The organism is Rhizobium sp. BK289, assembly GCF_014193575.1.
In the GTDB taxonomy this organism is placed as follows: domain Bacteria; phylum Pseudomonadota; class Alphaproteobacteria; order Rhizobiales; family Rhizobiaceae; genus Rhizobium; species Rhizobium tropici_C.
This window is the reverse complement of record NZ_JACHZO010000005.1, coordinates 246,160-259,343: the sequence shown is the minus strand read 5'-3', so window position 1 is coordinate 259,343 and position 13,184 is coordinate 246,160. Positions and strand designations below refer to the sequence as shown.

General features: G+C 61.3%; 13 protein-coding genes. 5 read left to right on the top strand and 8 right to left on the bottom strand.

The window, feature by feature from the left end; all coding sequences use genetic code 11:
• Positions 1 to 116: 116 nt before the first annotated feature.
• The gene (locus FHT84_RS12095; RefSeq protein ID WP_183762544.1) at positions 117 to 1,142 is read right to left on the bottom strand and encodes a sugar ABC transporter substrate-binding protein; all 1,026 of its coding nucleotides are present in this window, start codon (positions 1,140 to 1,142) and stop codon (positions 117 to 119) included.
• Between the two features lie 246 nt (positions 1,143 to 1,388).
• Between FHT84_RS12095 and FHT84_RS12090 the strand changes: the two genes are divergently transcribed.
• Both FHT84_RS12090 and FHT84_RS12085 read left to right on the top strand, forming a co-directional pair.
• On the top strand, positions 1,389 to 2,636 hold the full coding sequence (locus FHT84_RS12090) for an ROK family transcriptional regulator (protein WP_113249790.1): 1,248 nt from the start codon (positions 1,389 to 1,391) through the stop codon (positions 2,634 to 2,636).
• Positions 2,620 to 3,054, top strand: a complete 435-nt coding sequence (locus FHT84_RS12085) for an RbsD/FucU family protein (RefSeq protein WP_113249791.1) — start codon at positions 2,620 to 2,622, stop codon at positions 3,052 to 3,054. The genes FHT84_RS12090 and FHT84_RS12085 overlap by 17 nt, the downstream gene beginning before the upstream one ends.
• Positions 3,055 to 3,258: 204 nt before the next feature.
• Here FHT84_RS12085 and FHT84_RS12080 read toward each other — a convergent pair whose 3' ends face one another.
• The 5 genes from FHT84_RS12080 to FHT84_RS12060 all read right to left on the bottom strand — a co-directional run bounded on the left by FHT84_RS12080 (position 3,259) and on the right by FHT84_RS12060 (position 8,779).
• A complete protein-coding gene (locus tag FHT84_RS12080) occupies positions 3,259 to 4,296 on the bottom strand; it encodes a 4-hydroxyproline epimerase (RefSeq protein ID WP_169644382.1) in 1,038 nt (345 codons plus the stop codon).
• Between the two features lie 181 nt (positions 4,297 to 4,477).
• Complete coding sequence (locus tag FHT84_RS12075; RefSeq protein ID WP_183762541.1) at positions 4,478 to 5,782, bottom strand: alpha/beta hydrolase; 1,305 nt, start codon at positions 5,780 to 5,782, stop codon at positions 4,478 to 4,480.
• Positions 5,783 to 6,334: 552 nt separating this feature from the next.
• A complete protein-coding gene (locus tag FHT84_RS12070; RefSeq protein WP_183762538.1) occupies positions 6,335 to 7,216 on the bottom strand; it encodes an aldo/keto reductase in 882 nt (293 codons plus the stop codon).
• 211 nt (positions 7,217 to 7,427) lie between these two features.
• The gene (locus tag FHT84_RS12065; RefSeq protein WP_183762536.1) at positions 7,428 to 8,072 is read right to left on the bottom strand and encodes a TetR family transcriptional regulator; all 645 of its coding nucleotides are present in this window, start codon (positions 8,070 to 8,072) and stop codon (positions 7,428 to 7,430) included.
• Positions 8,073 to 8,131: 59 nt separating this feature from the next.
• Complete coding sequence (locus FHT84_RS12060; RefSeq protein WP_183762535.1) at positions 8,132 to 8,779, bottom strand: methyltransferase domain-containing protein; 648 nt, start codon at positions 8,777 to 8,779, stop codon at positions 8,132 to 8,134.
• 226 nt (positions 8,780 to 9,005) lie between these two features.
• Between FHT84_RS12060 and FHT84_RS12055 the strand changes: the two genes are divergently transcribed.
• Positions 9,006 to 9,932 (top strand): oxidoreductase, encoded by a 927-nt coding sequence (locus tag FHT84_RS12055; protein WP_112343703.1) that lies wholly within the window; start codon positions 9,006 to 9,008, stop codon positions 9,930 to 9,932.
• 47 nt (positions 9,933 to 9,979) lie between these two features.
• Here FHT84_RS12055 and FHT84_RS12050 read toward each other — a convergent pair whose 3' ends face one another.
• Positions 9,980 to 10,453, bottom strand: coding sequence for a BA14K family protein (locus FHT84_RS12050; RefSeq protein WP_113249798.1), 474 nt, complete (start codon positions 10,451 to 10,453; stop codon positions 9,980 to 9,982).
• 147 nt (positions 10,454 to 10,600) lie between these two features.
• Here FHT84_RS12050 and FHT84_RS12045 point away from each other — a divergent pair, with 147 nt between their 5' ends.
• Complete coding sequence (locus tag FHT84_RS12045) at positions 10,601 to 11,050, top strand: MarR family transcriptional regulator (RefSeq protein WP_113249799.1); 450 nt, start codon at positions 10,601 to 10,603, stop codon at positions 11,048 to 11,050.
• The gene (locus tag FHT84_RS12040) at positions 11,047 to 12,603 is read left to right on the top strand and encodes an MDR family MFS transporter (protein ID WP_183762534.1); all 1,557 of its coding nucleotides are present in this window, start codon (positions 11,047 to 11,049) and stop codon (positions 12,601 to 12,603) included. Before FHT84_RS12045 ends, FHT84_RS12040 begins: the two co-directional genes overlap by 4 nt.
• Positions 12,604 to 12,696: 93 nt before the next feature.
• Here FHT84_RS12040 and FHT84_RS12035 read toward each other — a convergent pair whose 3' ends face one another.
• A complete protein-coding gene (locus FHT84_RS12035; RefSeq protein WP_183762530.1) occupies positions 12,697 to 13,140 on the bottom strand; it encodes an SgcJ/EcaC family oxidoreductase in 444 nt (147 codons plus the stop codon).
• Positions 13,141 to 13,184 lie beyond the last annotated feature (44 nt).

The following is a 13,184-nucleotide window of genomic DNA, read 5'->3' as shown; positions in this document are numbered from 1 at the left end:
GGATGAACCCCGGCCGACGTGACTGTTGCGATGGTCTGCTCTCCCTTATAAGGAGACCCGCGCCAGCAGGCGCATGACGCGGCTCCCGAAGGGATTATATCACATTTCGCGGGGGCTTAGCCCCAGCACTTTGCCGTGCCTTCCTTGGTGTCGATCGACTTCAGGCCGGGAACCGGCTTGTCCGTCACCAGCGAGACGCCGGTGTCGAAGAAGGACTTGCCTTCGGTCGGCTTCGGCCTCTCGCCGCTATCGGCGAACTTCTTGATCGCCTCGACGCCGAGGGCAGCCATCATCAGCGGATACTGCTGCGAGGTTGCGCCGATCACGCCTTCCTTGACGGACTTGACGCCCGGGCAACCGCCGTCAACGGACACGATCAGAACCTGCTTTTCCAAGCCGACGGCCTTCAGGGCCTGATAGGCGCCGACAGCAGCCGGTTCGTTGATCGTGTGAATGACGTTGATGCTGGAGTCCTTCTGCAGGAGGTTTTCCATGGCCTTGCGGCCACCTTCCTCGTTGCCGTTGGTGACATCATGGCCGACGATACGCGGATCGGTTTCGTCGCCGATCTTGTTCGGATCCTTCGGGTCGATACCGAAGCCGATCATGAAGCCCTGGTCGCGCAGGACGTCGACGGAAGGCTGCGACGGCGTCAGGTCGAGGAAGCCGATCTTGGCATCCTTCGCCTTGTCGCCCAGCGTCTTGTTGGCCCATTCGCCGATCAGCTTGCCGGCAAGAAGGTTGTCGGTTGCGAAGGTCGCGTCGGCAGCGTCAGCCGGTTCCAGAGGCGTGTCGAGCGCGATGACCAGCAAGCCGGCATCGCGTGCCTTCTTGACCGAGGAAACGATGCCCTTCGTGTCGGAAGCGGTGATCAGAATACCCTTGGCACCGCTGGCGATGCAGCTTTCGATGGCGGCGACCTGGCTTTCGCTGTCACCGTCGATCTTGCCGGCATAGGACTTCAGCGTCACGCCGAGTTCCTTGGCCTTGGCCGTCGCGCCTTCCTTCATCTTGACGAAGAAGGGATTGGTATCGGTCTTGGTGATGAGGCAGGCGGATACGCCGGCAGCCTTGGCAGGTGCGGCAAAGGCAACGCCGATCGCCAAAGCGGCGAGCGTGGCGGAAATAACAGATTTCTTCATTCAATCCTCCCGATGTTTGAAAAGCCGGACTGTCCGGCAATCACAGAGCCGAGCCCGGCGTGGAGATGCGCAATGCCTGTCGGATTATTTTCGGTGGACCTCCTCCAAGGCCATGTACGCATCCTCAACGCCTATATCTGAGCCTAAAGATTTCGGCCTGTCAATAAATAAATCGGATTGAATTATTAATTCGATATGGCATTCTGGAAAAAAATAAGGCATGGCCATGATGGAAGGAGCAGGCTCATGTCTCTTGTGCACGACCCTGAGGAAACACCCACAGCACCAGCGATTCTCGACCACAGCGGGGGCGCGAACCAACTCGGCGTGCGCGCCCATAACGAACGGCTCGTCCTGTCGCTCGTGCGTCGTCATAGCGCGCTTTCGAAGGCCGATATCGCCAGGCGCAGCGGACTTTCGGCACAGACCGTCTCCGTCATCATGCGGGAGCTCGAGAAGGACGGGCTATTGTCTCGCGACGCGCCTGTGCGCGGACGCGTCGGGCAGCCATCCATCCCCATGCGGCTCAACCCCGACGCGGTGCTCTCCTTTGGCGTCAAGATCGGCCGGCGCAGTGCCGATCTCGTGCTGATGGATTTCGTCGGCGGTATCAGGATGCAGCTCCATCAAACCTATCCCTACCCGCTGCCCCAGGACATCATCGCCTTCGTCACAGCCGGCGTCCGCGAGCTGGAAGGGCGCCTCAGCGAGGAACAGCGGCAGAAGATCGCCGGGATCGGCGTCGCCGCGCCATTCGAACTGTGGAACTGGGCCGAACAGGTCGGATCGCCGCCCGGGGCTATGGACGCATGGCGCGGTTTCGACCTGCGGGCCGAAATCGCCTCGCGCGCGCCCTACCCCGTGATGCTGCAGAATGACGCCACCAGCGCCTGCGGCGCCGAACTCGTCTTCGGCGTCGGTCCACGCTATCCGGACTTCGTCTATTTCTTCATCGGCTCCTTCCTCGGCGGCGGCATCGTCCTCAATTCGTCAACCTTCGTCGGCAGGACGGGCACAGCCGGTGCGCTCGGCCCGCTGCCCGTGCGCGGCCGCAATGGCGAGAACCGCCAGCTTCTGGAAATCGCCTCGATCTTCGTGCTCGAGAACCTTCTGCGCGACCATGGCTTCGATCCACGTCCCCTCTGGTATTCGGCAGACAATTGGATCGATTTCGGCGAGCCGTTGGAAATCTGGATCCAGGATACGGCCAAGGCCCTGGCGCAGGCGATTGTCGCGGCCGCCTCGGTCATCGATTTCAGCGCCGCCGTCATCGATGGCGGCTTTCCCGATTGGGTGCGGGAGCGCGTGGTGCGCGCAACCATCAGGGCCGCTGCGGAACTCGATCTGCAGGGCGTCGTCATGCCGGAGATTATCGAGGGGGCCGTCGGGCCGCAGGCACGCGCCATCGGCGCCGCCAGCCTGCCGATCTTTGCGCGCTACCTGATCGATCAAAACGTTCTTTTCAAGGAGATTGAGCATGCTGAAGGGCATTGACCCGCTATTGAGCCCCGAGCTGCTGGCGACGCTGCGCGCCATGGGCCATGGCGATGAAATCGCCCTTGTCGACGGCAATTATCCCGGCCTCGAGCATGGCCGCCGCCTTATCCGTCTCGACGGCCATGGTGTCATCCCGGTGCTCGATGCCGTGCTGAGCGTACTGCCGATCGACGATTTCGTGCCGCAGGCGATTTTCCGCGCCACCGTCCGCCAGGATCGCGACGCCGTCGATCCCGTCCATGCCGAAATGATCGAGTGCTGCGCCCGGCATGTGCCCGAGATCAAGGTCGTGCCACTGCTGCCGGCGGAATTCTATGAGCGGGTGCAGCAAGCGCATGCGCTGATACAGACCAGCGAGCCAAGGCTTTATGGCAACATCATTCTGCGCAAGGGTGTGATTTATCCGAAAGTGTAAAAGACTATCCCAAAGGCCCCTCATCCGGCCTTCGGCCACTTCTCCGCTTGCGGGGCGAAGGGGATGGGCGCACCCACAGCCTTCCCTCCGGCAAATTACCCAGACGAGAATGCAGAGCTAGTTCCCTCTCCCCGTCAAAACGGAGAGAGGATTAGGGTGAGGGGCAAAACTCTCCAGATGGCAGGAGCTAATCATCCACCCACCTCAAATATCGCCCGCAGAGGGCCCCCAGACATCCGTCATGGCGAAACCTTCCGCCATCGGATCAAAGGGATCGAGCGCCACCTGGCTGAGGCCGAAGGTGAAGCCACGACCGGTGATCGTCGGGATGATGGCCGGCTTGCCGGCAACTTCGGTCTCGGCCTGCAGACCGACTTCGAATTCCGAACCGATGATCGAGCGGGATTTGAAGACATCACCGACCTTGGCCTTGCCGCGGGCATGCAGCGTCGCCAGATTGGCCGAATTGCCGGTGCCGCAGGGCGAGCGGTCGGCGCGGCCGGGCCACATGGTCGTGCAGGTGCGGATGGCGCCATCGGCATCGATGTCGCGGAACATGACATAGGCGACGCCCGAGATCGCCGGAATTTCCGGATGAACCACGGTCATTGCACGATTGATCGCATCCTTGAGAATCATGCCGGCCTGCACGAGGGCGGCGGCATTCGCCTTTTCGATCTTCAAGCCGATCTGGCCGACATCGACCAGCGCATAGAAGATGCCACCATAGCAGAGATCGAGCTTGATCCTGCCCCATTGCGCCGTGTCGAGTTCGACATCCAGCTCATGCACGAAGGACGGCACCATGGTCAGCCGCACCTTCTCGCAGCGGCCGTCGCGGCAGGTCGCAGTCGCGCGTACCAGGCCAGCGGCCGTGTCGAGCGTGACGACCGTCTCCGGTTCCTTCATCTCGATGATGCCGGATTCGAGCAGGGCCGTGGTCACGCAGATGGAATTCGAACCCGAGCTCGCATGCGCCTGATCCGGCTGCAGGATTATGAAGCCGGCATCGGCTTCGGGGTGCTTGGCCGGCAGCAGGAGGTTGACGGAGCCGATCGGCGCGCCGCGCGGCTCCAGCACAAGGAAGCGCCGCAGCTCCTGGCCCTTCGGATCGCTATTCAGCCAATGCAGCTGCTCGGCAATGCTGTTGCCCGGGATCTTCGGCACGCCGCCGATGGCAACCTTGCCGATTTCCCCCTCGCAATGAACATCCAGCAGCTGGATCGTGCGCTTCCATCTCATCTCGATATGCTCCAATCAGATGCGTCGCATAATATCGTCGCCCGAGGCGGATGAGCTGACCGGCGAGGCCAGCCAGCGCCATTCCCCCAGCGCACTCTCTGATATATCAGATCGGGCAAGGTGGCTATGGTGATTTGCGGCAGCATTGAACCCGCCGGTTTTCAATTAGACCATGATAGCGCTATTGCTTCAGCGCTTCACCGACATTGCTGCCGGTGGCCTCGACGCTATCGCCCAGCGAGCCGACGGTGTTGCCGGCGGAAGCGCCGACACGGCGCCATTGTTCGCCGTAGTTCCGGCGGGTGCGCGGATCGAAGATGGCAATCGGGGCGCTGACCGCCGCACCCGCTACGCTGCCGACCGTTTGTGCGGCCCCCATGGCGACGGCGCCGACTGCGTCGCCGATACCGACATCGGAATCGGTGATCGTCTGGCCCTCGATCAGCCGGGCGCCGATCAGCTTCACCACTTCCGGGCTTTCGGCGAACTTGCCATGGTTCAAGCCATCGCCCGTCTTGAGCTTGGTGAGATCGAGGACGGTGATGCCCTGTTTCTCCAGCTCGCTGCGATAGGGTTCGGCTGAAGGATCGATCTGGCCGAGGCGATCTATATTGCCGGAAATGCGTCTCGAGAGGGAGAGCGCGCGGTCATCACGCGAGACGAACAATGTAAAGTGCGGCTTGTCCTTGCCGAGTGCTGCGAACTGGCGCCCGAAAACATCGACGTCGAGATCGGGAGACGCCAGGATGACGTTCTTGATCTTCGGCGCGACGCGGCCATTGCGGATCGCCATCTGCCGCAGGGATTCGACCGCGAGCCAGCTACCCATGGAGTGCGCCATGACGGTGATATCGCCGACGGAGGGGTCGGCGGCTACGCGCCGCAGCAATTCCTCCAGCGAATCGCGGGAATAGTTCGTGCTTTCCTTGTCGTAGGCATAATCGAAGATGCTGGCGCGCGACGGCCAGGTGAACACGATCGGTGCGACGTCGGCATGCGAATCGTGCACGATCTGCGCGAAGCGATAGACTGCATCCTCATAGCGATTGTTGAAACCATGCACGAAGATCAGCACCCGCCTGTTCTTCGGCAGCTCGGCATGCAGCCAGGCGCGCCCATCCGCTTCGCCCGCCAGCGGCTTGACGCCGATGGTGACGAAATTCTTCAGGGGATTGCCGGGTAAACGGCTCGGCCATTGGACCTGGCCGACCTTGCGATTGGCTTCGGGCGGGATGGAGACGCTGACCGCATCCACCTTCAGCCCTGGCCCACGTTCGCCCGAGAAGAGAATTGCCGGATCCTGGTCCGGCAGGCGCGTCGTGGCAACGAGAAGATCGATCTTCGATGTGCCCGGCACATTTTCGGAAACAGGCTGCATGACGCCGATCGGGCGGCCGCAGGCGGCCAGAGACAAGGTAACGACCATGGCCGCGGTTCGGAAAAACGCCCTTCTCAATCGGTGCGAACCCGCCATGAGCTGCATCATGCAACCTTTCCTTACCGTCAGAATGTTGCGCCACTCTACGCATGCATGTCCACGGCGCAAGCTGCTCCCGCGGTTCTTGGGCTCATGACGTAATGCTAATTCGCGACGGCATTGCAAAGGCGCAACGCAATCGTCCAACACCGCTAACCGATAATCTGGCTGAAAATAAAAAAGAGCCCGATGCGGGAGGAGGATGCATCGGGCTCTTGATCCGGATTGGCAACTGGGAGGAGGAGGAGGAGTGTTGCCAATCATTGAAGGAGCGCTGGGAGGAGGAGTGCGCTGCCTTCGAGGGATTAGATATAACGAGCGGATCGGGATGAACAGACCGTCTTTCGCAATGCAGCAATGCACTGGATGCATTGCTTTCTTCGTAGACGCCAAAAATACCGCATATCGCCGGCATTTTCTGGGGAGAAGCGCCTATTTTACAGTCGTTATCTACTCAAACTCCGCGATTCACATGATTGTGATCGGCGTTTTTGCATTGGAAGCGCTTCTCACTGACATCCAGCCGGCGAGCAATCTCCCGCCGGCTAGATGACTTTCGGTTCAGGCCGCCTTGAACGCCTTCTTGCCTTCTGCATCCAGCGCGGCAAATTCCTCGTCGGAAAGGACGATGTCGACCGCTGCGGTGTTTTCCTCGAGATGCTTGACCTTACCCGTGCCGGGGATCGGCAAGATCACCGGGCTGCGCTTCAGCACCCAGGCAAGCGCGATCTGGCTCGGCGCGGCATTGTGCTTCTTCGCGATGGTATCGAGCAGCGAGCCTTCCTTGGCAAGATCGCCGGCGGCCAGCGGGAACCAGGGGATGAAGCCGATGCCATGCTTTTCGCAATAGTCGAGCACGTCTTCGCTGGTGCGATCGACCAAATTGTAGCGGTTCTGCACCGTCACCACCTTGAAATGCTTCGATGCGGCTTCGATGTCGGCAACGGAGACTTCGCTCAAGCCGGCATGGCGGACGAGACCGTCATTCAAGAGAGATTTCACGGCGTCGAACTGTTCTGCTGCAGGCACCTTGGGATCGATGCGATGGAGCTGCCAGAGATCGATGCGCTCGACGCCGAGGTTGCGCAGGCTCTTGTGCGCCTGCTGGATCAGATATTCAGGACGACCCACAGGCACCCAGACATTCGGGCCGGTTCGGGTGAGTCCGCCCTTGGTCGCGACCACGAGACCGTGGCCATAGGGATGGAGCGCCTCCTTGATCAGGCGTTCGGAAACGTCCGGACCATAGGAATCGGCCGTATCGATGAAATTGATGCCGAGTTCCGGCAGGCGCCTCAGCGTGCGGACGGCTTCATCATGGTCCTCTGGCTCGCCCCAGATACCGGAACCGGTAATGCGCATAGCGCCGAAACCGAGACGATGGACGGGGAGATCACCGCCGATCTTGAACTGACCGGACTTGGCTGCATCGAATGCTGACATGGTTATAGTCCCTTTTGCTGATGTGAAATGTCTTATGCGTCTCGGCCTCCGAAAGGAGCCGGAATCCGACGGGCAAATCGAACGTCCCGCGAGGGGAAAACAGGTGTCGCGACCGATACTAGATGGGTCTGCATCGCAGCTTATGCAATGTGTCGATGCATGATGCGCCAGGACCGGCCAGTCGGCTTGTCCTTGGTTTGGTCTTGCGCCCTCACGTGCGCCGTTGCACCTGTTTGCCGATATCGGCAAGCGTGGCCCAAAGCTCATCGAACAGGTTGCGAGCGAACTGCTCCATGGAAACGTCCTGCGGAGATTGCATCCAGCGCTCGCTGCCGATGCGCAGCATCGTCACGACCGCGGCGGCAAGCATGCCAAGGCGAAGACGCTCCTCCTGGCTGCCGCTGCCACGGGCAAACAGCGCATCCGCGAGCTTCTTCTCCAGTTTGGCATATTTGAGTTGGTCGCGGGCTTGAAGCGTCGGCGTATTGTGAATGAGGGCGGCCAGAGCAAGGCTTTGCGGATCGGCGATGGCAGTACGAAGGGCAGAATTGACAGCCGCCTCGATGACGTCGACGACCGACGCATCTTCGGGCTGGACGGCAACCGCGCCGATCAGCTCGCGGGCGAAACCATCCTGCCAGGCGGCAACGACCTCTTCCTTGCTTGGGAAGTAATCGAAGAAACTACGCTTGGAAACGTCGGCCGCCTCGGTGATGTCTTCGATTGTCGTGGCATCAAAGCCGCGCTCGAGAAAAAGCTTCAAGGCTGCGGCTTCGATGCGTTCGCGGGTTTGACGGCGCTTACGCTCGCGCCGGCCTTCCGTTACCGCGCTATCGACATGCGGCTTTTTCGCCATCCGCTACCCCCGGCACTCGCTTCGGGCCGCCCCAAATCGGCCTTGCCGGCTCCCTGCGCCTAAGCGCTGATTCCAGCATTCTCTCCGGTGCTACGATATTTGGAGCCGATGATCGAGAGCTCCAGAGGATTTTGCCGCGATATCCTGTAGACGCCGGCCGGCGGAATGTTGCGCACCGTCCCGCCGATGCGCTTTGCAGTAAGCCCAAGGCTTTCAAGGATCGCTTTCTGTACCGGGCAGCGCGGGCCATAGGTGAACTGATAGAAAGCTCCTCCCGGCTTCATCGCTTCGAAGGCACCGCCAACGATGGCCTCGACTTTCGAAGGCGGCATGGACAGCAGCGGCAAACCACTGACGACGGCGCCGAACGGCGCGTCATCGAAAAGGCCGCATTGGCCGAGCTGCGCCGCATCCATCTGCACGATACGCGCCTCGGGAAAGCGCCCGCGCAACCGAACGGCAAACTCCTCGCCGAACTCGACGAGCGTGAGCGCGCTTTCCGCAATACCACGCGCCAGCAGTGCGCGCGTGAATACACCCGTGCCCGGACCGAGCTCGAGGATCGGGCCATCGAGCGGCTCGATCTCCTGGGTCATCAATCTCGCCAGCCGTTCGCCCGAGGGGGCAACCGCCGCCACGCGCAGGGGATCGCTGACCCAGGAGCGGAAGAACTGCACAAAATCAGCGCATGAAGTCTTTGTCGTCATTCCGCAAATCCAATCTTCGGACACGATATCAAATATATGGCGATGAGGGCCGAGCAGCGTGGCAATTCAAAGGCATGCCGCGCCAATGGGCCGTCGAAATCGTTGATATGCAGGCGAAACCATGAATTTCGCGCTTACATTTTTTCATCTATTGCAAACTTGCATTTAGTATAGAAATTACCAGATACAATGGGCAATGCCAATCTCTCCCACAGGAGTTTCCGCAATGCCAGACTGGACAGTGAAGGATATTCCACCCCAAACAGGCCGCATCGCAGTCATCACCGGCGCCAATAGCGGCATAGGCTACGAAACGGCAAAGGCGCTGGCGGGCGCTGGTGCAAAGGTGATCATCGCCTCTCGCAATGAGACCAAGGCCAATGAAGCGCTCGCCAAGATCCGCGGGGCGACACCCGCAGCGGACGTCACGTTCGAACCGCTGGATCTCGCCAGCCTCGATTCCGTCGCCCGCACGGCAGGCCGCATCGCCGCCACTGTGCCGCGTGTCGATCTGCTCATCAACAATGCCGGCGTCATGGCCATTCCCGATCGTCATGAGACGGAAGACGGTTTCGAGATGCAGATGGGCGCCAATTATATCGGACATTTTGCCTGGACCATGCGGCTATTGCCGAAAATCTTCGCCGCCGACAGCCCGCGCGTCGTCACCGTCAGCAGCCTTGCCCATCGCAGCGGCAGGATCAATTTCGACGATCTGCAGTGGCGCAGGCGCTATCGGTCCTGGTCCGCCTATTGCCAATCGAAGCTCGCAACGCTGCTGTTCAGTTTGGAACTCGATCGCATCGCCCGCGCCGAAGGCTGGAAGCTGAAAAGCGTTGCCGCCCATCCCGGCTATGCCGCGACCAGCCTGCAGACCACGGGTCCGCGCATGGGTCGCGACCGGGCCGGCAGCCTCGAAATCGCGACGAGATTGCTGGGGCCGCTTCTATCGCATACGGCGGCAGCCGGCGCCCTGCCGACCCTCTTTGCGGCCACCTCGCCCACGGCAGAAGGCGGCGCCATGTATGGCCCTGACGGCTTTTACGAACTCAAGGGGCCGCCGGTGCGAGCCAAGATCGCGTCGCATGCCCGTGACCAAGCCATCTGGCGGCGGTTATGGGACATTTCGGAGCAACTGACCGCAGCGGCCTGAAACAGAATCCCTCTCTGCTCGGCAGGGAGGGATCCAAGGCTGTCAGATCACGGGCTCACGCACTGGCGGCGCGGGCCGCTGGTTGGCTGGTAGGTATTATCGGACGCGCGGTATGTCTTATATCGGCTTGCGCACCAGCGGACATGCGCGCTGCCGCGGGGCGGCTGTGAAACGGCACTACCGATGATCGCGCCGGCGGTGAAGGCGGCCATCGGATACCACCAGCCATTATGGCGCCGGTAGCCCGGGCGGTGATAACGATAGCCGCGATGGCCATGCCAATAGCCCGGGCGATGATGCGGACGATAGTGTGGTCGATAGTGCGGACGGTGATGCCGGCGATAGTATCTGTTGTGGTGCCGATATTGGACTTCGGTTAGGCCGGCAGGCTGCTCACCCGTCTGCTGGATGGCCGGCTGGATCAGTGGCTGAATTGGCGCGGCCGCCACCGGATCGAAAGATGTAACGGCAAGCAAGGCACTCAGGACGGTCACTGTCACGGTTGTCAGGAATCGTTTCACAGCTCTTCTCCTCCTGTCGAGTCGTAATACTGATGAACAACGCGCAATGATTGAAAACCTTTCACAATATTATCGCTTGCGCAAGTACATGCCACGCGATAGGCATATAGATAGGAAGCCTATCTATCTATCACCGAGCGAGACGCAATGAGTGAAGCCGACCACCATCATGGCAGCGACGACGCCTACGCGCTTGCCGAAGCGCTGCGTCCTGCCCTCCATCGTCTTTATCGGCAATTGCGACGCGAGAGCGACGAGGCCGAGTTGTCGCCGCTACATGCCCTGCTCCTGGTCGCTATCATCCAGCAGCCAGGCATCGGCGTAGCCGAACTGGCGCGGATGGAGAGGCTGCGCGGACCGACGATTTCAGGGCACGTGAAGGCGATGGAGCGGGATGGCCTCATTGCGCGCGCGGACCCCGATCCGAACGATCGGCGCCGCAATGGCTTGATTGCCACCGAGAAGGGGCAGGAATTCATTCGGCGCCTGAAACAACGGCGAACGGACTGGCTCGCCTCCGAACTCACCAAACTGTCGCCGCAGCAGCGTGACGCCATTCGCGCCGCCATCGAACCGCTCATGGAGATCGGGCAATGAATGCGACTCTTCCGGACAGCGCCGCGCCATCGGCGCCGGCAGCAGACGTCCCGCCCGATCGCCGCGAGATCCGCGCCGTCATCCTCGGGCTGATGATCGTTCTCGGCCTCGGCGCCCTCGACCAAAGCATCGTCGCAACGGCGCTGCCGCGCATCGTCAGCGATCTCGGCGGCCTGACGCATCTCTCCTGGGTGGTCAGCGCCTATGTACTCGCCTCGACCAGCACCATGCCGCTCTATGGCAAGCTCAGCGATCAGTACGGCCGCAAACCGATGATCTATGCGGCGATCCTCATCTTCCTTCTGGGTTCGGTGCTGAGCGGCATGGCGCAGACGCTGCCGCAGCTGATCATCTTCCGGGCGATCCAGGGCATCGGCGCCGGCGGATTGCTGCCGCTGGCGCAGATCATCATCGGCGATATCGTACCGCCGGCGAGACGTGGCCGCAATCAGGGCTCGATCGCGGCCGTCTTCGCCGTCTGCAGCGTCATCGGCCCGATTGCCGGTGGCGTTATCACCGATCTCCTGTCATGGCACTGGATCTTCTACGTCAACCTGCCGATCGGCGCCGTCGCGCTCGTCATGATCGGCCGGGCGCTGAAGCGGCCGCATCAAGCACGCATCCGCCGCATCGACTACCTCGGCGCGGCGCTGCTGACCGGCTGTACGACAAGCTTCCTGCTGGTGCTCGCCCTCGGCGGCAATGAATGGGCCTGGAACTCGCCTGAGATCTTCGGCCTCTCCGTTCTCGCGCTCGTCCTTTTCGTCTTTCTCATCCTTCACATCCGGCGCGAGCCCGAGCCGGTGCTGCCGCCCGATCTCTTCGGTAATCGGCTCTTCGTCGTCGCCTGCCTCGTACTGGCTTTGACCTTCATGGGTATGCTGGGAGCGAGCCTGTTCTTTCCGCTGTTCTTTCAGATGGTCATGGGCGTCAGCCCCTCACATTCGGGCCTGCTCACCGGCCCGCTGATGATCGGCGTCGTCGTCTCCTCCATGGTCAACGGGCGGGTGCTGTTGCATCGCTTCGGGCGCTACAAGCCGGCGCAGCTCTGCGGCCTCAGCCTGGCAACCGCCGCCTTTGCCGTGCTCGCCTGGGCGGCCGCCACCAGCCAAGGCTTCTGGATCATCGAGCCGACGGTCTTTGCCCTCGGCCTTGGCCTTGGCCTCGTCATGCCCACGATGACGATCGCGGTGCAGAATGCCCTGCCCCTTGCCCATCGTGGTGTGGGTACGGCGACGCTCGCCTTCTTCCGCTCGCTCGGCGGCCTCATCGGCGTCACCGGCTCCGGCGCCATCCTGGCCTACCGCGTACAGAATGCCGGCGGCGTCCTCGACGGGATGCATGGCTCCTCATTGACCGAAGCCGGCATGAAGCAGCTCGCCACCGCCTCCCCCGAGGCTCATGCCGCCGCGATAGCGCTCTATCGTCACGCGATCGCCATGACCTTTGCGACCGGCACGGCAATTGTAGCGCTGGCGCTGATCGTGCTGCTGTTTCTGCCGGAATTGCCGCTGAAGATGGAGCATGGGCCGGAAAAGGTACGCCCAAGCTGAGCTGCGCACGATATGGCTACGGAAGCAGAAGCCCGGCATCCCGGTGCTTATTCGCAGGGCCGCCCCCCTTCGCTCCGGGTTCCGAAGAGCGCGTCAACTCTGCAGCTTACGCTGAGCTTCCGCTTTGCCGTCCTCGGGCAGGTCCATGTTGTGCATGACGGCGATCGACCAGACATCGTGTTCGCGCACGATCACCATGTTGATCAGCCCATAGCGTTCAGGCCATTCATTCCCTTGCGGATCGCGCGCCCCTGTCATGCTCCAGTGAATGTCGAGTGCGGCAACATCGGAGCGGATAGGACGCATTTGGGTTTTGATGGCTTTGAGCTGACTGTCCTTGAACATCGTCTCGAATATGGGCCTGTGAAACTGCTCGATCAATGATCGGCCCGTTGCCTTCATTCCAAATACGTTCGTGAAATCGGCGTCTTGCGCAAATATCGCGGAAAAGGCGCTGGCATCGTGGCTATTCCATGCGGCGACGAACGCATCAACGATTTGTTGTGCGGCTTGTCCAACGTCCGGATGCAGTGACATCTCACGTTCCCTCCTTTATTATGAATGCCATACTATATGGCAAC

Bases quoted from the DNA above. Each gene is read 5' to 3' on its own strand.
- FHT84_RS12095 (WP_183762544.1), bottom strand. From the start codon at position 1,142: ATGAAGAAATCTGTTATTTCCGCCACGCTCGCCGCTTTGGCGATCGGC.
- FHT84_RS12090 (WP_113249790.1), top strand. From the start codon at position 1,389: ATGTCTCTTGTGCACGACCCTGAGGAAACACCCACAGCACCAGCGATT.
- FHT84_RS12085 (WP_113249791.1), top strand. From the start codon at position 2,620: ATGCTGAAGGGCATTGACCCGCTATTGAGCCCCGAGCTGCTGGCGACG.
- FHT84_RS12080 (WP_169644382.1), bottom strand. From the start codon at position 4,296: ATGAGATGGAAGCGCACGATCCAGCTGCTGGATGTTCATTGCGAGGGG.
- FHT84_RS12075 (WP_183762541.1), bottom strand. From the start codon at position 5,782: ATGATGCAGCTCATGGCGGGTTCGCACCGATTGAGAAGGGCGTTTTTC.
- FHT84_RS12070 (WP_183762538.1), bottom strand. From the start codon at position 7,216: ATGTCAGCATTCGATGCAGCCAAGTCCGGTCAGTTCAAGATCGGCGGT.
- FHT84_RS12065 (WP_183762536.1), bottom strand. From the start codon at position 8,072: ATGGCGAAAAAGCCGCATGTCGATAGCGCGGTAACGGAAGGCCGGCGC.
- FHT84_RS12060 (WP_183762535.1), bottom strand. From the start codon at position 8,779: ATGACGACAAAGACTTCATGCGCTGATTTTGTGCAGTTCTTCCGCTCC.
- FHT84_RS12055 (WP_112343703.1), top strand. From the start codon at position 9,006: ATGCCAGACTGGACAGTGAAGGATATTCCACCCCAAACAGGCCGCATC.
- FHT84_RS12045 (WP_113249799.1), top strand. From the start codon at position 10,601: ATGAGTGAAGCCGACCACCATCATGGCAGCGACGACGCCTACGCGCTT.
- FHT84_RS12040 (WP_183762534.1), top strand. From the start codon at position 11,047: ATGAATGCGACTCTTCCGGACAGCGCCGCGCCATCGGCGCCGGCAGCA.
- FHT84_RS12035 (WP_183762530.1), bottom strand. From the start codon at position 13,140: ATGTCACTGCATCCGGACGTTGGACAAGCCGCACAACAAATCGTTGAT.